Genomic DNA, 18,200 nt, shown 5'->3' with positions numbered 1-18,200 from the left:
TGTCCGTGCCCGAACAGCACCGAGCCCCGGCCTCCGAGAGTGGAGGCCGGGGCCGAAGCGGTCTGAGCTGAGGTCTGGCGATCAGGCCCGGTACGTTCTCCCGAGGCCGGCCCCGGTCACGGCTCCCCTACAGCACCTTGGCCAGGAAGGTCCGGATCCGTTCGTTGTCGTTCTGCTCGGAGAAGAACTCCTCTGGCGGCAGATCCGCGGCGATCCGGCCGCCGTCGATGAAGACGACGCGGTCGGCCACCTTGCGCGCGAACCCCATTTCGTGGGTCACCACGACCATGGTCATGCCGTCCTGGGCAAGGTCGGTCATGGCTTCGAGGACGTCATGGACGACTTCCGGGTCCAGCGCGGACGTCGGCTCGTCGAACAGCATGAGTTCGGGGTCCATCGCCACGGCCCGCGCGATGGCGACGCGCTGCTTCTGCCCACCCGACAGCCGGTTGGGATAGGAGTCCTCGAACCTGAGCATGCCGACCCGGTCCAGCAGGGCGCGGCCCCTGCGCTCCGCCTCCTCGCGGGTCCTTCCGAGCACGTTCATCTGGGGCAGTACCACGTTGCGCAGCACTGTCATGTGCGGGAAGAGGTTGAACTGCTGGAAGACCATGCCCATCCGGGCCCGCAGCCGGTCGAGGTTCGACTCGGTCGCGCTGAGCTCCTCGCCGGCGAACACGACACGCCCCGCGGTCGGTATTTCCAGCAGGTTGAGGCAGCGCAGGAAGGTTGACTTGCCGCCGCCGCTCGGCCCGATCACGGCCACTACCTGTCCGGGCTCGATGGCGAAATCGACGCCCCGAAGCACCTGGTGCTCGCCGTACGCCTTGGTCATTCCGGAGGTTTCCAGGATTGCCATCAGACGTACACCGCCATCTTCTTCTCGATTGCGTGGGTAGTGGCCCCGATGATGCTGGTAAGGGCGTAGTAGAGAAGGCCTATGAAGAGATAGACGGTCAGGGCGTCGAAGGTCCTGGAAATGATCGTCTGCCCCACCAGGAAAAGCTCGCCGATCGTGATGAACGAGACCAGCGCGGAGTTCTTGGTCAGTGACACGAACTCGTTGCCCAGCGGAGGCAGCATCCGAAGGAACGCCTGCGGGACGACGACATGGCGCATGGCCGCGGCATGGGACATCCCGCAGGACCTGGCGGCCTCGATCTGGCCGCGGTCCACCGCCTGTACGGCTCCGCGGAAGATCTCGGTGACGTACGAGCCGCTGTAGAGACCGAGCGCCAGGACGCCCGCGACCATGGGCGGCAATTGCAGCCCGAGCTGGGGCAGACCGAAATAGAGGAAGAACAGCTGGACCACGAACGGTGTTCCGCGGATCACAGAGACATAGGCGCTGCCGAGCCAGCGCAGAGGCAGGACCCTGCTCAGCTTTGCCAACCCGCCGGCCATGCCGAGCACGAGGCTCAGGCACAGCGACATGAGGATCACCGCGATGCTCACCAGGAGGCCGCTTTGGATTTGCTTCCACGACTCCACGATGGTCTGCGGATTGAAGAGCGGACGTGCCTTCTTTGCGCCCGTACCGCTCTGCGCCGAGAACCACTTCTTGGTCAGCGCGGTGTACGAGCCGTCGTCCTTCATCTTCTGAAGGGCGGAGTTGAACGCCGCGGTCACCTCGCCGTCGGACTTCGGAAGGGCGTAACCGTAGTTCTCGTGCGTCAGCCGCTTGCCGACCTGCTTGAGGCCGCCGTGCTGGGCGATGAAGTACTGCCCGGCCGGACCGCCGGTGACGACTGCGTCGGCCTGGCCCAGCTTGACCGATGAGAACATCTGCTCGTTCGTCTGCACCGTGATCAGCTGGGCCCGGGGCTGATGTTCCTTGAGCCACTCGACCGACTTGGTACCGACCTGCACCGCGACGCGCTTCCCGGCCAGATCGGCCAGAGACTTGACCGAGTCGTTCTTCTCCGCGACGAACATCACGAGCCCGCCCGGGTAGTACACATCGGTGAAGTCCACGACCCTGGCGCGCTCGTCGTTGATGTAGATCCCCGAGGCGCCCATGTCCACCTGCTGGGCCTGCAGGGCCGGGACGATGTTCCCGAACGGCATCTGCAGGAAGGAGACTTTCTTGATCCCCGCGCGTTCGGCCAGCGCTCGGACCAGCTCGATGTCGAAGCCCTGCTTGTGGCCCTTGGCGTCGGTGAACTCGAAGGGCGGGAAGGTCGCATCGGTGCCCACGCGCAGGGTCGCCTGGCCCGAACGCAGCCGTTCGAGCTTGCCGGCCCCCTTGCCCTTGTCCTCCGCGGCGGCCGGTGAGACACCCATCAGCAGCGTGACGCAGGCGACGAGCCCGGCCAGGACGGCTGCGACTTTCCTTCGCCTCAGGGGCGCTCTTACCATGGTGAACTCCGTTCTGGCTCGGTGTGGTGGGCGGGTTCAGCTCACGCGGACGCGGTCTGCGGCAGCGCGCCCGCGTGACGGATGGCGGGTGGCGTCGGCGGTGACCGCCACGGTGTGGACGAGGCGGGCCGCAAGGTTCGCCGTTCGGTGATCCTGGTCGTGAGCCGGGCTGAGTTCCACGACGTCGAGCAGCGCCAGCTTCGGGCTCGCCGCGACCGCCTTGCAGATTTCGACGACAACCGTCGCGGGTACGCCGAGTGCGGCCGAGGCGCTGACGCCGGGGGCGGCACCGGCGGGCAGGACATCGAGGTCGATGGTGAGGTAGAGGACATCGACGGAGTCGACGAAACGGGCGACGAACCCGAGCACCTCGTCCAGGTGGCGCTCCTGGGACTGCTCGTCCGTCAGGTACGCCACGTCCCAGGCGGCCGCCGTGCGGAACAGGGCGGCGGTATTGCTCGACTCGCTGATGCCCACCACCGCGTAGGTGAAGTCGGCGCCGCGCGCAGCCTCGAGTCCGGCGATCTGGAGGAAGGGGGTGCCGGAGGTGGCCTGCTCCGCCGCGCGCAGGTCGAAGTGCGCATCGAGGTTGAGGATCCCCAGACGCCGTCCTTCGAGGGCCCCGCCCTCGGCGAGTCCCCGGTAGGACCCGTAGGCCGTCTCATGGCCCCCGCCCAGCACAATGGGCAGGTGGCCCGCGCGGACGAGTGAACCGATGGCGGAAGCCAGGCTGTCGTGCCCGGCCTCCAGATCGTGACCGTCTACGCATATGTCGCCCGCCTCGTGGACGACGAGGTCGGCGTGCAGGGCCTTGGAGGCGAGCGCTCGGCGTATCTCTCCCGGCCCGTCCGCGGCTCCTGGCCGGCCCCCGTTCCGGCGGACGCCCTCGTCACTGCGGAAGCCGATCAGGGCCACTCCCAGGGCCTGCGGATCGGCCGCGCCGACCGTGGAGTGCCAGCGCCGGTGCTCCGGCCCCGGCCCGTCAACGCGGCCGGCCCAGACAGGTCGGGCCGGGATGGCGGCCGGGGCCGGGACAGCGCTGCGGCCGGTGTTCGTTATCGTCATGGCGGGAGTTCCTCAAGGCGGCTGATGTCCTGGGCTGCGGCGTGGGTAAAGGTGAGCAGGGCCTGCTGGCTGCCATGGACCCGGAACTCCGGCGCCATGGTGCTGACCGCTCCGGTGACCTGCCCTAACCGGTCGAAGACCGGAACGCTGACACCCCACACGCCCTCGTCCACGACGCCCGCGCTCATCGCGTATCCCCGCTCGCGGACATGGTGGAGGCTGATGAGCAGCGACTCGACCTCTTCGGGGCCCAGCCGGTGCGCGGCGCAGACTTCGGCGACGCGCTCTTCCGGCAGGTGGGCAAGGATCGCCTGCGCGCTCGCGCCGAGGGTCAGCGGCTGGCTCAGACCGGGGGAGAAGCTGCACTTGATCACGCGCGAGCCCTCGGCGACGTCGACGCACACCACGTGAGGGCCGCTGGGGATGAGGAAGGCCGCCAGCTCATCGGTGTCGGACGCCAACCGGGCCAGTCGGCGCTGCACCGTCCCGCCGTGGAGCATCCCGCGCCGGTAGTTCTCCGCCATCTGCACCGTGAGTGACCCCGCGCAGTATCGGCCGTGCGTCCGGGTCGGGCTGACGAGGCCGAGGCGCACCAAATCCTGCAGGTGCCGGTACACGGCGCTGATGGGAATGCCGGTGTGCCGGGCGATGCCTTGAGCGGTCATGGACGTCTGCCCGGCGAACGCCGCCAGAATGACTCCGGTCCTGTGGCCCGGCCCGTGCGCGGTCTTCTTGGTGGTCACCTGCCGGAATATAGAGCGAAAAACCGGAGGCTAGGGGTCCGGTCTTCCAGTGAGTGGGAATTTTTCTCTTGATCAGTGGGAGACGGCCGGTTCAACCAGCCATCAGCCATCAGTCGCCGGTCGCCGGTCGCCGGTCACCCGTCACTCGTCACCCGTCAATTTCATCGACTTCGACTTCGACCTGATCGAGTCCCAGTGCCGGCTCCTGATACGGGTGGCCGGGACGTGTCCCCCTCGGACACGTCCCGCAAGCGCGTACAAAGAGGGTCGTGACCACGGTCACGACCCTCTTTGCGTGACACCGTCCGCCCCTGCCCGCCGGACCTCAGGCGCCCGCCTGTGCCAGGACGTCTCCCAACTGATCGCACATCCAGTCCAGTTGGCCGGACTCGATGACGAGTGGCGGGGCGAGCCGGAGAGTGGAGCCGTGGGTGTCCTTGGCGAGCACACCGCGGTCCAGGAGCTGCATACAGGCATCGCGTCCGGTGATCAGTGCGGGGTCGAGATCGATGCCGGCCCACAAACCACGGGACCTGACCGCGACCACGCCGTGGCCGGTCAGATCCTCCAGCCGGCCGCGCAGCCGCTCGCCCAGTGCGGCCGCCCTGGCCTGGTACTCACCGCTGCGCAGCAACCCGACCACGGCATGGCCGACGGCGGCGGCGAGGGGGTTGCCACCGAAGGTGGAGCCGTGGTTGCCGGGGCGGATGACGCCGAGGATGTCATGGCTGGAGACCACGGCGGACACCGGCACGATGCCTCCGCCAAGGGCCTTGCCGAGGATATAGATGTCGGGGGTGACGCCCTCGGCGTCGCAGGCGAACGTGGTGCCGGTACGGCCGAGTCCGGACTGGATCTCGTCCGCGATGAACAACGCGTTCTTGCGGCTGCACACCTCCCGCACAGCGTGGAGGTAGCCCGGCGGGGGGATGAGCACGCCGGCCTCACCCTGGATGGGTTCGAGAAGCACGGCCACGGTGTTCTCGTCGACCGCCGCTTCCAGCGCCGCGCTGTCACCGTAGGGGACGGTACGGAAGCCGGGGGTGAAGGGGCCGAAGCCGTCGCGGGCGACGGGGTCGGTGGAGAAGCTGACGATCGTGGTGGTGCGCCCGTGGAAGTTGCCGTCGGCGACGATGATGGTGGCGCGGTCCGGGGCTACGCCCTTGCGTTCATAGCCCCATTTGCGGGCGACCTTGATCGCGGTCTCGACGGCCTCGGCACCGGTGTTCATCGGCAGCACGAGGTCCATACCGGCCAGGTCGGCGAGGTCTTGGCAGAACGGACCGAGGCGGTCGTTGTGGAACGCCCGGCTGGTCAGGGTGAGGCGGGCCAGCTGCTCCTGGGCCGCGGCCGTCAGCTGGGGGTGGGCGTGGCCGAAGTTCAGGGCCGAGTATCCGGCCAGGCAGTCCAGGTAACGGCGGCCCTCGACATCGGTGACCCAGGCGCCCTGGCCGGAGGCCAGCACCACGGGCAGGGGGTGGTAGTTGTGGGCGGTGGCCGTCTCGGCCAGGGACACATGGTGCTGTGTCGTGGAGCCGGGGCGGGGGTGGGGCGTGCCGTGCGTTTCGGTGGTGGTCATGAGGCGGTCCTTGCGTGCGAAGGGTGCGAAGACTCCGGAGAGTCGAGGCGTTCGGCCCGGTGTGTGAAGGGCGCGAAGGTGTCGGGGAGTTGAGGCGTTCGGTTCGGTGTGTGTGATCGGTGAGTGTGTGTGAAGGGTGCGAAGACGCCGGGGAGTTCAGACGATCGATTCTGCGGCAGCCAGGTAGCCGGCGAGCATGGCGTGCGCGACGTCGCGGATCCGCTCGTCGGGGGGCAGGAACGTGGGCGAGTGGAGTTGTTCGGTGCCGCCGTGGGTGCCGACGAACAGCATCAGCGACGGCAGGTGTGCGCAGAAGAAGGAGAAGTCGTCCGAGCCGGCTGACCGCAGGTCGTCACTGACGCTCAGGCCGAGCGTGCCGAGCAGCGGTCTTGTGGCGGCGGTCAGCGCCGGGTCGTTGTCGAGCACGGGCTCTCCGCGGGTGATGTCCACCTGCGCGGTGCAGCCGTGGGTCTGTGCCACCAGTCCGGCGACCTCGGCCAGCCGGGTGTGCAGCATCTCGCGGTCGTCGTTGCCCAGCGCGCGCAGTGTGCCGCGGGCTTCGGCAGTGCCGGGGATGACGTTGGCGGCGGTACCGGCCGCCAGGGTGCTGACCGTGAGTACGACGTGGGACATGGGGTCGATACCGCGGCTGACCAGGCTCTGCAGGGCGACGACGATATGGGCCAGGGTGACGACGGGGTCGCGGGTGAGGTGCGGGTAGGCGGCGTGGCCGCTGCGGCCCCGCACCGTGATCGTGAACTCGTCGGACGAGGCGTTGACGCCGCCGGGGGTGCAGGCGACGGTGCCAGGCGGCAGCAGGGGCTGCACATGCGCCCCGATCACCGCCCGGCACTGCTCCCGGTCGAGGATGCCGTCCTCGACGATGTCCTGGGCGCCGGAAGGGTAGGCCTCCTCCCTCGGTTGCAGGACGGCCAGCAGCGGGGCCGGGCCGCCGGTGCGGTCGAGGGCTCGGGCAAGGGCGGTGAGCGCGGCCAGGTGTACGTCGTGGCCGCAGGCGTGCATGAGGCCGGGGTGTTCGGACGTCCATGCGACGCCGGTCTTCTCCTGTACCGGGAGGGCATCGAGTTCGGCGCGGACTGCGACGGCGGGGCCCGGTCCGCCGATCCGGATGACGGCACCGGTGTCGGCGACCTTGGTGGTGGAGCCTGCGGGCAGTGCGGCGAGCAGGAGGTCGCGGGTGGCGGCTTCGGCGCCGGACAGGCAGGGGCGGGCGTGGATGCGGTGGCGCAGTGCCGCGGCGGCCGGCAGTTCCTCGTCGAGCGCGGCGGTCAGCGCAGGCAGGTGGTGGCCGGTCATGTACGGGCCTCCAGGCGGTAGACGCGGCGGGCGTTGTCGTGGCCGATCATGCGCACCACCTTGAGGGCTTCCTCGACGTCCCACTCTCCGCTCTCGGTCCACGCGGCGATGGTCCTGGCCATGCCGCGACGCCACAGCAGGGCGCCGAGGTGATGCAGTTCCGGCGGCCCCCAGGCGTCGGAGGAGAAGAGGATCTTGGCGAAGGGGGCGAGCTCCAGTGATTCGGCGATGATGGCGTCGGAGCGCACGCCGGTGTAGTTGATGCCGAGGCCGACGTCGAAGTACACGTGCGGGAACACCTGGGCGAGGTAGCCCGCGTTGCGCTGGAAGGGGTAGCAGTGCAACAGCAGCAGGTCGGTGCCGTGCGGTTCCACGTTCTTGATGAACCGGGTGAGCAACAGCGGGTCACAGCGGTGGAGTTCGATGTCCGGGTCGCCGTAGCCGGCGTGCAGCTGGATCGGCAGACCGCGGTCGACACCGCACCACAGGGCGAAGCGCAGCAGTACCGGGTGGCTGACGCGGAAGGTGTCGGTGGCTTCGCACTCGGCGAGCCAGGCGCCTGCGGCGGCGGCCACCTCGTGATCGTCGGGGCGTTCGGGCTCGAAGTCGAAGCCCTGGCGGTAGGCGATGATGCTTTTGAGGCCGACCGCGGTGGCGGTGCGTGCGGTCAGGGTTTCCCGGAACCGGTCGGGGAGTCCGGCGGCGGTGACACCGGAGCGCGCCACGTCCTCCAGCACGGTTTCCAGGCGCACCACCTCGTCGACGCGGCGTCCTGAGGCGGCCGCCATGCCCAGGGGGTCGAGGATGTCCTCCCCTTTGTAGCCGGTCTCCAGCAAGTAGTGGCCGATGCCCGAGGCTTCGAGCAGTCTCCGGTTGACCTCGTCGGTGCCGAGTTCGGAGCGCCTGGCCAGGTACGTCTCGGGATCGGTGTGGGGTTCGAGGCCGAGGACCGGGGCGCACCAGCGGCGGACGGCGAAGCCGATCTGCGAGTCGAACTGGGTCATCCACGGCGGGATCGGGCGGTCGGACTCGGTGAGCATCTGCTCCAGGGCGGAGCGGTCGGCGTCGTGACGGAGGGCGCCGTGGACGTGGTGGTCCACCAGGGGAAGCCGTGCGATCTCCGCGAGGAGTCGTTCAGTAGACATTGCGGACCTTCCGAATGCGTGCCGCGTCGTCCAGGCCGTTGAGCTGGGCGAGTTCGGACCGTTTGACCGAGAGGTGGGTGGCCAGCAGCCGTGGATCGAACCAGGACCGGACGATGTGGTCCTTCTCCAGGGCCTCCAGGGCCTCGTCGAGGGTGCCGGGCAGGGGCGGCACCAGCGCGAGATCGGACCGGTCGGAGTCCTCGGGCCACACGGTGGGTTCGTCGTACTCCCCGGTGAGACCGGACAGACCGGCCCGGACGAGGACGGCCAGGGCGAGCCAGGGGTTGGCCGTGGCATCGGCGGCGCGGTATTCGAGGTTGAACTGGCCGGCGGGGCCGGATCCGGCGAGCTCGGTGGTGGGGCAGATGCGCAGCAGCGCCTCGCGGTTGCGCTCGGCCAGGAACGCCCCGGCGGCGCTCCACCGGTTCGGGGCCAGGCGCAGGAAGGACACCGGGCTCGGCGCGGTCAGGGCCGTGAGTGCCGGGGCATGGGCCAGGACGCCGGCACTGAAACGGGCGCCGAGGGCGGAGAGCCGGCCGGGGCGCTGCGGGTCGTACAGCACGGGGTGGCCGTCGGCGTCGCGCAGACTCAGATGGAGGTGGACGCCGTTGCCCACTCCGTCGGCGTCCAGGAGCGGGGCGAAGGTGACGGGCAGACCACGGCGGCGGGCCAGGTCGCGGACGAGTTCCTTGAGGAGGACGGCCCGGTCGGCCGCGACCGCGGCAGCGGCGGGGCGCAGGGTGACCTCGAACTGGCCGTCCCCGTACTCGGGAATCCAGGTCTCCGGTTCGAGGCCGGCGTGCTCCAGCAGCCGTACCAGATCGGATCCGAAGGGTTCGGCCTCCCGGAAGCGCCGCAGTGAGAACGGGGCGCTCTCGGGCAGGCCGTCGAGCACGAACTCGTGCTCGAAGGCGGCCACGACCTCCAGACCGGTGCGTTCACGCAGCTCCGAGAGGGTGTCCCGCAGGAAGGTGCGCGGGCAGCACGCCCAGGGCTGTCCGTCCGGCAGTGTCTGGTCGGCGAGGTAGAGCAGCATCCCCGGAGCAGCGCCGTCCGCCGGGATGCCGACCGCGGTGCCGGCGTCGGGGACCAGCCGCAGGTCGCCCCGGGAGCCGAAGACGTTGTCGGGCGCGATCGGCCCGAACGAGGAGATCGCAAGGTTCGCGGGAACCCAGCCGGTGCCGCTGCGCAGGACCGAGTCGTGTTCCGAAGGCGGCACGGCACGTCCCCGTACCTGACCGGCCAGATCGCAGGTGGCGACGAAGACGGTCGCGTAGTCGTCGGTGCGGGGAGTCATGAGATCACCTTCATGCTGTCGGCGGCAGGAGGTTCGGGGCTCTGCTCCTGGCGGAGGCCCTGACCCCCGTTCAGTTCACCGGTGAGACGGGCGCCGATGCGCTCGGCGAGGGAGGGGGCGAGGAGGATCACGGCGAGACCTGTCGCGCACCAGGCGGCGACGATCCAGGGGAAGTAGGTGTAGGGCGCGCTCTGGCCGGTGGACTGCTGGTAGAAGACGAAGCAGAGGTAGCCGAGACCGGCGAGCGGGACGACCAGTTCGCGGCGGGGGATGGTGCCGCGGCGGGAGAGGGTGAAGACGATCACGCCGGCACCGGCTACCGCGTAGGCGACCAGGACGCACAGCACGCCGATGGTCGCGAACCAGTAGTAGGTGTCGAAGGCGGAGGTGCCCAGGCCGTACATGACGACCGTGAGCGCGGCGGCCAGGGCCCCGCACAGCCGTAGGGCCGTGGTGGGGGCGCCGGTGACCGGCTCGGTGCGGGCGAGCCAGGCCGGACCGAAGCCGTCACGGGCCAGCGCGGAGACCATGCGCGCGGCGGCGGCGGACGACGACAGCGCAGCGGCGAAGGCCGAGGCGACCGCGGTGAAGGCGATGACGAGCGAGAACCAGGCGCCGAGGTAGCTGTCGGAGAGCGTCACCAGAGCCGATTCCGCCCCGGCGAACTCCTTCACGCCCTTGCCGTCGGTGCCGAACCCTATGGTCTGGACGAACATCATCAGGATGTACAGGGCGCCGGTGAGCAGCACACTTCCCGCCAGGGCGCGCGGGATGTTGCGCTTGGGGTCGTCGGTCTCCTCGCCCAGTGACGCGCACGCCTCGAATCCCGCCCAGGACAGGAAGGCGAAGACGGTCGCCGTCATGATGGTGCCGAAGGTGGCTCCGCCGGGGGTGAAGACCGACAGGTCCAAGGACTGGTGGCGAGGGGCCGAACCGGTGCCGGTACGCCCGATGACGACGAGGGCGAGGACCAGCATGGCCGCGATGCCGATGCCTTCGGTGATCAGCAGGGTGCGGGCGGTGAGGCGGGTGTCACGTGAGTTGAGCAGGGTGACGCCCAAGGCGGCAACGATCGCTACGACCGCCCACGGGCCGGTGGAGGTCATGCCCAGAGCGTGCAGAAACGCATGGGCGAAGACCCCGGTCGCGGCGAGCGTGCACACGAGGAAGGCGAGGTAGGTGCCGAGCAGGGCGAACCCGCCGAAGAAGCCGGCGCGGGGCCCGATGGTGGCTCCGGCCAGGGCGTAGACGGAGCCGGCATGGTGGAAGTGCTGGGTCAGCCGCCAGAAGCCGTAGCCCACGAGGCCGACGCCGAGCAGGCCGAGCAGGAAGACCAGGGGCACGGCCTTGCCCACGGTGGCCGCGACGCCGGCCCCGTTGAGGCCCATCGCCAGCGTCGGCCCCATGAGACCGACGGAGAGGGCCAGGGCTTCCCACAGCCGCAGCTTGCGTGAGGGATGAGGATGATCGGGCACAACAGACTCCCGAGCAGGAGGGGGGCCGCAGGGGGCGCGGCCCGAGACACCCTCATGAAATATTCATTACAAGTGGAGCGTCAAGGGGTATGTTGAAATGAATTTTTCAGGAAGTTGCCGGTCTTCCGTCGCCGGCCTCTCCGCGCCATGCCTCCTCCGCGGCCCGCATCCGCTCCTCGGCCGCCGGGCCCAGGCGCGCATGCACGGCGGCAACCAGGGTCTCCACGAGCGCCAGGGGCGCGACGGCACTGTCGAACGGACTGGGTGCCTCGACCCGTGCGGGGAGCACCACCTCGGCGAATTCGGCCACCGGTGAGAGCCACGGATCGGTGAACAGGACGATCCTGGCCCCGCGTTGGTGCGCGAACCTGGCGAGTTGCACGGTGTCGTCCTGGTAGCGGCGGAAGTCGAAGACCACGCACACATCCCGTCGGCTCAGATCGAGGCGGAATCCCGCATCGCGCCCCGGCATCGCGGTGTGCACGAAGGTCCCCGGACGCAGCAGCCGTAGATGCAGGTCGAGGTACTCGGCCAGGAGCTGCGAGAAGCGCCCGCCGAAGCAGGCGATCCGCTTGGCAGGGTCACAGATCAGACCGACCGCCCGGTCGAACTCCGGCTCGGGGAGCGCGGCGAACGTCTGGCCCAGCGTCGCACCGCTCACCTGCTGCGCCGCCTCGACCAGTTCGGAGGTGGGGGAGTCCGCGCCGATCACCGGTGCCAGGGTCAGCGGCGAGGCGTGACGCGCCTGCACCTCCTCGCGCAGCGACTGCTGGAAGTGCCGGTAGCCGTCGAAGCCGAGCCGGGCGACGAAACGCACCACGGTGGGTGCACTGACGCCGGCCTGGGAGGCGAGCCCCGAAGCGGACTCCAGCCCGGCCGCCGGGTAGTTGGCCGTCAGCGCCCGAGCGATCTTCCGCTCGGCAGGAGACAGGCCCCCCTCGACACGCCGCACCCGCTCGGCCACGGTCGCCCCCAAGCCGGCGTCGCGCCCCGCCGGCTCCGGGCCCGTGCCGCCCTCCGTATGGTTGCTGTGCTCTTTGGCCCGACCGGCCATGCGTGTCCCCTCTCCACCCTGCGTGACGCAACGATCGTGACACAGCCGGGAAATCGAGTGCCGGAGTGGATCATGGGGGTTTCGGGGCCGGCCGCGCCCTCCGTGCGCGGCGTCGGCGCATTCGGCTGACCGTGGTGGGGGCTCAAGGCCGGTCCGGCGACGGGGGCGGCCGCAGCCGGCCCCGCAGTATTGGCGTATACGCACGGTTGCCGGCGTGTGCGCAGGGTTCGCGCCCCTCGGGTTCCCGTGAAAACCCCTGGTGAGCAGGGGTTTCGCTGCCCCGGGCAGCGTCAGGAAAAAGTCCGGATTGCCCGCTCCATCCCCTTTGTTTGGGAGTATGCTGAACGAAGGCCTACGGGGCGAGCGAGGGAGTCCGGCCGGACCGGCCTCGGGGAAGGCAGCTCTGGTTGCCGCCGAGGACATGAAGGAAGGCCGGGCTGAGAGGCTGAAAGGTCGTAAGACCGGACGGCGACCCCTAGCACCTGATGCGGACAATGCCGACGCAGGGAGCCCACCTCGTAGGTCGTCGGTGTGCGTGGACCCGGCGATCAGTCGCTGCGCATCAGGTCCGCACACTTCTCCCCGATCATCATGGTGGTGATGCACGGATTCACGGCGGGGAGGAACGGCATCACCGAACCGTCGGCCACCCGTAGGCCGGTCACGCCTTTGACGCGCAGGTGGGGGTCGAGGGGAGTCGCCTGGTCATCGGGGGCGCCCATCTGGACCGTGCAGGCGGGGTGGTAGACCGTGTTGTGCGTGGTGCGGATGTACTCGAACAGGTCGGCGTCGGAGTGGGCGGACGGACCGGGGGCGAGTTCGGTACCGGCCCAATGGGCCATCGGCGTCTGGGAGATGATCTCGCGGGCGAGGCGCAGGCCGTGGGTCATCACACGGATGTCGTGTTCGTGGGTGAAGTAGCGCGGGTCGACCTCGGGCTTGTCGCGGAAGTCGCGGGTACGCAGCCGGACCGTTCCCAGCGAGCGGGCACGGGTGACGTTCGGGGTGAGGCAGAAGGCGTTCTCCGAGGTGGGGTAGCCGCGGCGGTAGGTATTCATGTCGAAGGGCACCTGGCCGTAGTGGAACATCAAGTCCGGTCGGTCGAGGCCGGGTTCGGTGTCGGCGAAGATGCCGATCTCCCACCACTGGGTGGACGAGGTGACCATGGGCTGCTTGGCGTCCCACATGATCACGCCCTCCGGGTGGTCCTGGAGGTAGGAGCCGACGCCGGGGGAGTCGACGATCGGCTCGATACCGGTGGCCCGCAGATGGGTGGCCGGGCCGATGCCGGAGAGCATGAGCAGTTTCGGGGAATCGATGGCGCCGCAGGACAGGACGGTCTCCCGGCGGGCGTTGACGGTGCGGGTGTGGATCAGATCGGGGGCGAGGTAGTCCACGCCGGTGCAGTGCCGGGAGGAATCGAAATTCAGGCGCTTGGCCTGGAGCCCGGTGCGTACATCGAGGTTCTTACGGGTGCCCATGACGGGGTGGAGGTAGGACACCGAGGCGGAGGAACGGGTGCCGTCCTCACGGCAGTTGATCTGGAACCAGTTCGCGCCCCGGACCACGGTCCTGCCGGTGTTGAACGGTGTGGTCGGGATGCCGGCCGCCGCGCAGGCCTCCAGAAGGGCCACCCCGCCCGGGTCGTGGGGCGCGATGGTGCGCAGGGTGACCGGGCCGTTGCGGCCGTGATGGTCACCGGGGGCGTCGTTGTTCTCCAGCCGCTGGTAGAGCGGGAAGCAGTCGGCCGCGCTCCAGCCCGTACAGCCCATTGCGGCCCACTCGTCGAGATCCTCCGCCGGGGCCCAGAAGGCGATGCAGGAGTTGTGCGAGGAACAGCCGCCGAGCACCTTGGCGCGGGCGTGCCGCATGAAGCTGTTGCCGTTCTCCTGGGGCTCGACCGGATAGTCCCAGTCGTAGCCGGACTCCAGCAGCCCCATCCAGCGGTCCAGACGCAGCACGTTCTCGTCGCCGACGTCACAGGGGCCGGCTTCCAGGAGGCAGACGGTGGCCGTCGGGTCCTCGCTGAGCCGGGCCGCCACGACGGCACCGGCCGTGCCGCCGCCGACCACGACATAGTCGAACTCGTCCACAGGAGCTTCTTGGGACATCGCGCCGTCTCCAGGTCAGGGGGTGGGGGCGCTGCCGCCCGGGGTGCCGCTGCCGGGGGTGACAGCGGCGTGCATGGCGAGGACGCCGGTGCGTTTGCGCTGGACGAACCAGTAGTAGGTGAAGCCGCCGATCGCCACGACGCCGACGAACAAGAAGGCGCCCCAGCGCAGATACCAGTGCTGCGGGCCGGTCGCGTTGTAGACCGCGGCGCGCGGCCAGGCCAGGTTGAGGGACATCCCGAAGCCCCAGAGCACGGCGAGGACGTTCACCGGAAGGCCGAACTTGCCGAGGGAGAACTTCCCCTTGGCCGGGGTCCAGTTGCCGCGCAGCCGCTGGAAGAGCATCGGCAGGGTGACCGCCAGGTAGGCCAGATAGATCATGATGATCGCGATACTGGTGATCACCGAGAAGATCTGCGGCTGGTTGACATTGATGAGCAGGATGCCGATCGCCACCAGGCCGATGATGACGGCCGGCAGCACCGGCGTCTGGAAGCGCGGACTGACCTTGGCGAGCAGGGAGGCGGCCGGGAGGTTGTTGTCCCGTGCCATCGCGAACGCCAGCCGGATGCCGGCGGTGTGCACCGCCAGCTCGCACACGGTGATCGCGATGACCACACACCAGAGCACGATCTGCCCGATCGTCGAGCCGAGCGTGGAGAGCACCACGTACTGCAGGCCGTCCACGGACAGCTGTTCGGCATGCAGATCCGGCACGGAGAGCAGGGCAAAGAGCAGGATCAGGCCGCCGATGAGAAAGGACGCGACCAGCGCCCGCAGGATCGCGCGGGGCGCGTTGCGGCCGGGGTCCTTGGACTCCTCACCGAGCGACGAGGCCGTGTCGAAGCCGTACATGACGTACGCCGAGGCCAGTGCCGCGGTCAGGAACGCGCCGAGATAGCCGAGGTTCTGGCCGCTGCCCAGACCGAAGGTGTTGAACACCACGCCGGGGCCGCGGGTGACGTGCGCGGCGAGCAGAATGACCAGAACAATGGCGGCGATCAGCTCGATGGCCACGCCCGCGGAGTTGATCCGCGCCATCAGCTTGACGCCGAACGCGTTGACCAGGGTGGTGAAGGTGATGAGGATCGTGCCGAGCACCACGGCGTTGGCGGCCACGGACTGGCCGGTGCCGTCGCCGATGAACTGGAACCACGACGAGATCTGCGGCAGCGTCACCTGGTACGCCAGCGCCACCGCGGACAGCGAGACCATGGTGGCGGTCAGCATCATCCAGCCGCCGAGCCAGCCGATGTGCGGGCCGCCGAGCTTCTTGGACCAGTTGTAGACCGACCCGGCCACCGGATAGCGGGCGGCCAGCTCACAGAAGCACAGCGCCACCATCAGCTGCCCGACGAAGACCATCGGCCACGACCACCAGTACGCCGGGCCACCGTGCGCGATGCCGAAGTAGAACAGCTGGAAGGTACCGGTGAGGATCGAGATATAGCTGATCCCGGCGGCAAAGGTGTGGAAGTTGCCCAGGGTGCGCTTGAGCTCCGGCTTGTAGCCGAGTTCGGCGAGCGAGTCGTCGTCGTGCGAACCGTCGGCCCGGGTGCCGGGGCGCGGGGACTCGGCGTCGGTCACTCGAACCACCTCTGCGGACGCGGCCCGGTATTGCGCCAGATGTGCTTGGCCTCCTGGTACTCGGCCAGCCCCGCGGGGCCCAGCTCACGCCCGATGCCCGACTGCTTCATTCCGCCCCACTCCGCCTGCGGCACATACGGATGGAAGTCGTTGATCCACACCGTTCCCGCGCGCAGCCGGGCGGCGACCCGGTGGGCACGTCCGCCGTCCTGCGTCCACACCGCCCCGGCCAGCCCGTACACCGTGTCATTCGCGAGCGAGACCGCCTCCTCCTCGTCCCGGAACCGCTCGACGGTCAGCACCGGGCCGAAGCTCTCGTCGCGGACGACGGACATGTCGGGGGTGCACTCGTCCAGCACCGTCGGCAGGTAGTAGAAGCCGTTCGCCAGCGACGGATCGTCGGGCCGGGAGCCACCGCAGAGCAGCACGGCGCCCTCGTCGAGCCCGGCCGCCACATACGCCTCGATCTTCGCGCGGTGCGCGGCCGAGATCAGCGGGCCGGAGCGGGCATGTTCGTCGAACGGTCCGCCGAGCCGGATCCGCCGGGCGCGGGAGACCAGCTCGTCGACGAACGCATCGTGCAGCTCCTCCTGGACGAGCAGCCGGGCGCCCGCCGAGCAGACCTGCCCGGAGTGCAGGAAGACCGCCATCAACGCGTAGTCGACGGCGGTGTCGAAATCGGCGTCCGCGAAGACGATGTTCGGGTTCTTGCCGCCCAGCTCCAGGGCGATCTTCTTCACCGTGGGCGCCGCCGCGGCCATGATGCGACGGCCGGTGAGCAGACCGCCGGTGAAGGACACCATGTCCACCCGTGGGTCCTCGGTCAGCGGCGCGCCCACGTCCTGGCCGGTTCCCAGCACCAGGTTGGCGGCGCCGTCCGGCAGCCCGGCCTCGGCCAGCAGCCGCATGAGGTGGATGGCGGTGTGCGGGGTCAGCTCACTGGGCTTCAGGACGAAGGTGTTGCCCGTGACCAGGGCGGGCGCGACCTTCCAGGCGGTCTGCAGCAGCGGATAGTTCCACGGGGTGATCAGCGCGCAGACGCCCACCGGCTCATGCCGCACCTGGCTGTCGACGTCCGCCGCACCGGCGTCCACCAACCGGTCCGTGCCGCCCGCCGCGCCCAGGTTGCCGAAGTAGCGGAAGCAGCGGGCGATGTCGTCCATGTCGTATGCGCTCTCGACCAGCCGTTTGCCGGTGTCCAGCGACTCGGCCCTGGCCAGTGCGTCCCTGTCGCGCTCCAGCAGCTCGGCGACGCGCCGTACGAGCCGGCCGCGCTCGGCCGCCGGCGTCCGCGGCCAGGGCCCGTCGTCGAAGGCCGTACGGGCAGCCCCGATCGCGGCCGCCGCGTCCTTCGGTCCGCCCTCGTCAACGGTCGCGACCAGTGTGCCGTCGGCCGGGCAACGGATCTCCCGCGCCTGCCCGTCGGCTGCTGCGGTCCACTGACCTCCGATGAACAGCTCCGGCATGCTGGTGCCTCCGGTCTTCGGGCTCGTACGGGGCGGTCGCGGCAGGCGCGGGGCCCCGGCCGACGGCGTCAGGCCGACGGGCGGCCCGCCGTGTGGACCTCGGTGACGATCACTGCCCCGAGATTAAGACGGCCGGTGCGGCTTCGCACGGTACGAGGGGCCGGGGGAGAGGGGAGCGGCGCCGGGCGGGGCCGACGGAGTGACGTGGGCGGGCGGACGCGAGAATAGGGGGATGGGAAGTGGCAGTGAACCCGGCCGAAGGCACGGGCGGGAGCCGGGGCAGGCCCCGCATCCGTCCGCAGGGCCGCATCCGTCCGCAGGGCCGCATCCGTACCCCGTCGCCGATGCCGCGGTGTACCTTTCCGGCCGCTGGAGCATCGAACGCACCGTGTGCGACCTGCGGACCGGCGCAGCGGGCAGCTTCCGCGGCACCGCCGAGTTCCGTCCCGACGCGACGGGGGAGGTGCTGCTGCACCTTGAGGAAGGGCGGCTCCACTGGGGCGGGGCGGTGCATCCGGCGAGCCGCACGCTGCGGCTGCGGCCCCGGCCGGACGGCACCGCCGAGGTCGCCTTCGCCGACGGCCGGCCCTTCCACGACCTCGACCTCAGGACCGGCCGCTGGAGCGCCGTCCACCCCTGTGCCGAGGACCGGTACGAGGGCACCTTCACTGTGGCCGGGACAGACACCTGGCATCTGCGGTGGCAGGTCGGCGGGCCGGCGAAGGACCAGCTGCTGAGTTCGGAGTACCGGCGGCTGGGGTGAGTGCGGCGCGGCCGGACGCGGACGCGCGCCCGGCCGGCAGGGGCGGCGGCGAGGACGGCCGTTCGGCGGATGCGCGGACGGCCGGTGCGCGGACGGCCGGTGCGCGAACGCGAGGACGGCGCCCCCGGGGCAGAGATCCCCGGGGGGGCCGACCAGCGGGCGGTTAGCCTGGGCTGATGGGGCGGGCAGCTTCGCCCGTGCGGAGATGTTGAGGAAGTCCTTGAGGGGAAACGGTGCAGT

General features: G+C 69.8%; 14 protein-coding genes. 1 reads left to right on the top strand and 13 read right to left on the bottom strand.

Going from position 1 to position 18,200, the window contains the following annotated elements; translation table 11 throughout:
• Nucleotides 1-127 precede the first annotated feature (127 nt).
• From ACWGJY_RS27005 to ACWGJY_RS26945, 13 genes are all read right to left on the bottom strand, one after another.
• Nucleotides 128-859, bottom strand: coding sequence for an amino acid ABC transporter ATP-binding protein (locus ACWGJY_RS27005; protein WP_453263444.1), 732 nt, complete (start codon nt 857-859; stop codon nt 128-130).
• On the bottom strand, nt 859-2,358 hold the full coding sequence (locus ACWGJY_RS27000; RefSeq protein WP_453263443.1) for an ABC transporter substrate-binding protein/permease: 1,500 nt from the start codon (nt 2,356-2,358) through the stop codon (nt 859-861). Before ACWGJY_RS27000 ends, ACWGJY_RS27005 begins: the two co-directional genes overlap by 1 nt.
• A gap of 36 nt (nt 2,359-2,394) precedes the next feature.
• Entirely contained in the window at nt 2,395-3,423 is a 1,029-nt protein-coding gene (hutG, locus tag ACWGJY_RS26995; protein WP_453263442.1) for a formimidoylglutamase, read from the bottom strand.
• Nucleotides 3,420-4,166 carry an IclR family transcriptional regulator gene (locus ACWGJY_RS26990; RefSeq protein ID WP_453263441.1) on the bottom strand — a complete coding sequence of 249 codons (747 nt, stop codon included), beginning with the start codon at nt 4,164-4,166 and terminating at the stop codon, nt 3,420-3,422. The genes hutG and ACWGJY_RS26990 overlap by 4 nt, the downstream gene beginning before the upstream one ends.
• 325 nt (nt 4,167-4,491) lie before the next feature.
• Nucleotides 4,492-5,745 (bottom strand): ornithine--oxo-acid transaminase, encoded by a 1,254-nt coding sequence (rocD, locus tag ACWGJY_RS26985; protein ID WP_453263440.1) that lies wholly within the window; start codon nt 5,743-5,745, stop codon nt 4,492-4,494.
• 156 nt (nt 5,746-5,901) lie between these two features.
• A complete protein-coding gene (locus tag ACWGJY_RS26980; RefSeq protein WP_453263439.1) occupies nt 5,902-7,062 on the bottom strand; it encodes a M20 metallopeptidase family protein in 1,161 nt (386 codons plus the stop codon).
• Complete coding sequence (locus tag ACWGJY_RS26975) at nt 7,059-8,207, bottom strand: amidohydrolase family protein (RefSeq protein ID WP_453263438.1); 1,149 nt, start codon at nt 8,205-8,207, stop codon at nt 7,059-7,061. Before ACWGJY_RS26975 ends, ACWGJY_RS26980 begins: the two co-directional genes overlap by 4 nt.
• Entirely contained in the window at nt 8,197-9,504 is a 1,308-nt protein-coding gene (locus tag ACWGJY_RS26970; protein WP_453263437.1) for a glutamine synthetase family protein, read from the bottom strand. The genes ACWGJY_RS26975 and ACWGJY_RS26970 overlap by 11 nt, the downstream gene beginning before the upstream one ends.
• Nucleotides 9,501-10,979 (bottom strand): APC family permease, encoded by a 1,479-nt coding sequence (locus tag ACWGJY_RS26965; RefSeq protein ID WP_453263436.1) that lies wholly within the window; start codon nt 10,977-10,979, stop codon nt 9,501-9,503. Before ACWGJY_RS26965 ends, ACWGJY_RS26970 begins: the two co-directional genes overlap by 4 nt.
• A gap of 106 nt (nt 10,980-11,085) precedes the next feature.
• Nucleotides 11,086-12,033, bottom strand: a complete 948-nt coding sequence (locus tag ACWGJY_RS26960) for a MurR/RpiR family transcriptional regulator (RefSeq protein WP_453263435.1) — start codon at nt 12,031-12,033, stop codon at nt 11,086-11,088.
• 548 nt (nt 12,034-12,581) lie between these two features.
• Entirely contained in the window at nt 12,582-14,144 is a 1,563-nt protein-coding gene (locus ACWGJY_RS26955) for a GMC family oxidoreductase (protein WP_453263434.1), read from the bottom strand.
• 15 nt (nt 14,145-14,159) lie between these two features.
• Entirely contained in the window at nt 14,160-15,731 is a 1,572-nt protein-coding gene (locus ACWGJY_RS26950) for an APC family permease (RefSeq protein WP_453263433.1), read from the bottom strand.
• Nucleotides 15,728-17,197 carry an aldehyde dehydrogenase family protein gene (locus ACWGJY_RS26945; protein WP_453263432.1) on the bottom strand — a complete coding sequence of 490 codons (1,470 nt, stop codon included), beginning with the start codon at nt 17,195-17,197 and terminating at the stop codon, nt 15,728-15,730. The genes ACWGJY_RS26950 and ACWGJY_RS26945 overlap by 4 nt, the downstream gene beginning before the upstream one ends.
• A 352-nt stretch (nt 17,198-17,549) precedes the next feature.
• Here ACWGJY_RS26945 and ACWGJY_RS26940 point away from each other — a divergent pair, with 352 nt between their 5' ends.
• Nucleotides 17,550-17,960 carry a DUF6314 family protein gene (locus tag ACWGJY_RS26940; protein WP_453263431.1) on the top strand — a complete coding sequence of 137 codons (411 nt, stop codon included), beginning with the start codon at nt 17,550-17,552 and terminating at the stop codon, nt 17,958-17,960.
• Nucleotides 17,961-18,200 lie beyond the last annotated feature (240 nt).

The sequence above is a fragment of the Streptomyces sp. NPDC054765 genome (assembly GCF_053612065.1).
This window is presented reverse-complemented; position numbering and strand designations above follow the sequence as displayed.